3 protein-coding genes are annotated in these 2,732 nt (G+C 61.7%); all 3 read left to right on the top strand.

The genetic code is table 11. The features are described from left to right. Positions 1–1,245 (top strand): cobyric acid synthase (locus ACY69P_RS15895; RefSeq protein WP_462328188.1); only part of this gene is annotated, 1,245 nt, incomplete at its 5' end. Positions 1,246–1,590: 345 nt separating this feature from the next. Then, positions 1,591–1,992 (top strand): Ros/MucR family transcriptional regulator, encoded by a 402-nt coding sequence (locus ACY69P_RS15890; protein ID WP_404843723.1) that lies wholly within the window; start codon positions 1,591–1,593, stop codon positions 1,990–1,992. Positions 1,993–2,111: 119 nt separating this feature from the next. Then, positions 2,112–2,732, top strand: a 621-nt coding sequence (locus ACY69P_RS15885; RefSeq protein ID WP_462328187.1) for an ABC transporter ATP-binding protein, incomplete at its 3' end; no start/stop codon positions are given.

Here is a 2,732-nt window from a genome sequence, read left to right as displayed (position 1 = left end):
AGCGATACCGGCTCGCAGGTTATTGTGTGCGGCACTCCAGTGGGCCACATGGACATCACAAAGTACATGCACTATAAGCGCGAGGCCGCGGCCCGCGCACGCGATGCGTACGATTCCCTCTCCAGTGAGCATGAGGTCATGGTGCTGGAAGGCGCGGGAAGCCCTGCGGAGATCAACCTCAAGCGGCACGACATGGTCAACATGGCCATGGCCCGGTACGCCGACGCGCGCGTGCTGCTGGTGGGCGACATCGACCGTGGCGGCGTGTTTGCCTCCTTTGTCGGCACCATGGAGCTGTTGGAGGAGTGGGAGCGCGACCTTGTGGCGGGCTACGTCATCAACATGTTCCGGGGCGACGCCTCACTTTTGCGTGACGCCCTCGACTACACCACGGCGCGCACGGGCAAGCCGTTTTATGGCGTGGTGCCGTATCTGGCCGGGCATGGTCTGCCGGAGGAGGATTCCGTTTCCTTCAAAAGCGGCGTGCTCCACGGCGCGCGCACGCAGGAGCAGGTGGTGGACATCGCCTGCATTGACCTGCCGCATATTTCAAACTTTACGGATATGGACGCCCTTGGCGTGGAGCCGGACGTGCATATGCGCGTGGTGCGCCGCCCCGCCGACCTTGGCCGCCCGGACGCGGTGATTCTGCCCGGCAGCAAAAACGTGGTCGCGGATAGCCGCTGGCTGGGCCAGTGTGGCCTTGCTGAGGCCCTTATGGCCTTGGCCCGTGAGGGTAGAACGGAAATCGTCGGCATTTGTGGCGGTTTTCAGATGTTGGGCATGGGCATCAGCGACCCCCACGGCATTGAGTCCGCCGGGGAGACGTTGCAGGGCCTTGGCCTGCTTCCCATCCGTACCGAACTGGCGGCGGAAAAGACGCTGACCGCCACGGGCGCGCAGCATCTGCCGACGGGCGAGGCGCTGACGGGCTACGAAATCCACCATGGCAGAACCGTCCTTGAGGGCGACGCCGCCAGCGCCTGCGTAACGCGTGATGATGGCGAGGCCATTGGCTTTGCCGCGCGCAGCGGGCGCGTGTGGGGCAGCTATCTGCATGGTGTGTTTGACGCGGACGCCTTCCGCCGCCACTTTGTGGACGCCCTGCGTCAGCACGGCGGGCATGCGCCCCTCGGCAAGGTGGTGGCCCTGTACGACATAGAGCCCGCCCTGGACCGGCTGGCCGACGCAGTGCGGGCCAGTGTGGACATGAAGGCGCTTTACAAAAACGCAGGCCTCACGTAACGCACCCGGACCCGTGCGCAGACGGTGGTAGACATGCCCCAACGCACCTTGTAGTGTCCCCTTCAGCATGCATCGAGAAGATTCCAACGGCGGACCTGTCGGCACACACGGCATGTCCGCCGATTCCGTATGACTATGAGGGGATTGGCAGGGGCTTTTGTGCCCGCAAAGCGTTGTGGACGCCTGCCGTTTTCCGTATGTAAAAATTTTCACGTTCTGCAAGTTGGACCGTGTGATGCAATTTACTACGCGCCGCAGTTGCGCTGTAGTGAAGTTTGGAAAAAAGCATTGATTTCGCAAACGCGATGTACTAGAGAGTCCACCAGCTTCATATTGGAGGAAAAAATGGACGAATACTTGAAAGAAGCCCTTGAGATAGTGAAGGCGCAGGCTAGCGTCAGGAATATGACCGAGGAAGAGATTCTCTCTATGGTAGACAAGCTCGCCAAGGGAATCGCCAACATCCATCACGCAGCCGAAGAAGGCGAAGCCGACAAGCCCGCCATCGACCCCAAAAAGGCTATCCGTGAGAAGTCTATTGTCTGCTTGGAATGCGGCAAGAGCTTCAAGGTGCTGACCAAGCGCCACCTTGCCACCCACGGCCTGACTCCTGTGGAATACAAGGAGAAGTACGGCTACACCAAGAAGACGTCTCTCGTCTGCAAGAGCCTCGCTCGCGAGCGCCGCAAGAAGATGGCCGACATGCGCCTTTGGGAGCGCCGCGGTCAGAGCAAAACTCAGGAATAGTCGCCTTTTCGCTTCACGCGACTGTTTTTTGACGATTAAAGCCCGGCTTTTGCCGGGCTTTTCTTGTGTGTGCCGCCGCGGTCTTTTCTCCATCCGGAATACGGAGTAGTGCTTTCCTTATGTCAGAGCATCCTGTCTTCTCTTTCGAATCCGTGACCTTTACGCACCCCGGCAACGGGCCGTGCCTGTCTGGTGCGTCGCTGGATATTCCGCGCGGCGCATTTGTGCTGGTGGGCGGGCCGTCGGGGTCGGGCAAATCCACCATGCTGCGGCTGATGAACCGCCTTCTGGAGCCGGAATCCGGGCGCATCCTCTACCGCGGCAAGCCGCTGGACAGCTACGCGCCCCCGCGCCTTCGGCGCGAGGTGGCAACCGTTGGGCAGGTGCCCGCCCTGGTGCCCGGCACCGTGCGCGAGAATCTGCTGCTCCCGTTTTCCTTTAAGGTGAACACCGAGCTGTATCCCCCGCGTGATGATGAGCTTGAGGGCTGGCTGTCGCGCATGCTCCTTGATGGGGTGCGCCTTCAGGCCAAGGTCTCGGGCCTGTCCGTCGGGCAGCGCCAGCGCCTGTGCCTTATCCGCACCATGCTCCTTGGCCCGCGCGTCATCCTTATGGATGAACCCACCAGCGCCCTTGACCCCGAAAGCCGCGAGGTGGTGGAGCGCACCGCCGAGGACCTGTGCGCAGACGGGCGCGTGACGGTGATTATGGTGACGCACCTTGATGTGGCCCCCACGCGG

This window comes from Desulfobaculum sp., assembly GCF_054921475.1.
The sequence above is the reverse complement of the archived record's forward strand: the minus strand, read 5'-3'. Positions and strand labels throughout refer to the sequence as shown.

What these genes read in the sequence shown, in the direction of transcription:
- ACY69P_RS15890 (WP_404843723.1), top strand. Translation starts at nt 1,591, where the DNA reads ATGGACGAATACTTGAAAGAAGCCCTTGAGATAGTGAAGGCGCAGGCT.